Source organism: Bacillus sp. SIMBA_074 (assembly GCF_046534555.1).
Taxonomy (GTDB): Bacteria; Bacillota; Bacilli; order Bacillales; family Bacillaceae_G; genus Bacillus_A; species Bacillus_A mycoides.
In genome coordinates, this window is record NZ_JAWRYM010001135.1 from 1 (window position 1) to 240 (window position 240).

Consider the following 240-nt stretch of genomic DNA (forward strand, 5'->3'; position numbering starts at 1 on the left):
GATGCTGCTCGCGCACCTCGCCGCCGCCGTGCTCACCACTGTGCTGGTCTGGCACGGCGAGACACTCCTGGGGAGCATCGTGCGGTGGGTCGAGGCGATGTTCCGGCGTGCCGCTGCAACTGCGCCCGCACAACACCGCCGACCGCCCCGCCTGCGCTCCACTCTCCTGCCTTCCTTCAATGCCGCCGTCGCGGCTGCTGTGCCCCGACGCGGGCCTCCTGCGCTCTTCCGCGACTGATC

General features: G+C 71.2%; 1 protein-coding gene. It reads left to right on the forward strand.

The features are described from left to right. Positions 1-238: hypothetical protein (locus SB773_RS34280; protein WP_410594973.1), on the forward strand; the 238-nt coding region annotated here is incomplete at its 5' end. Positions 239-240: the final 2 nt, after the last annotated feature.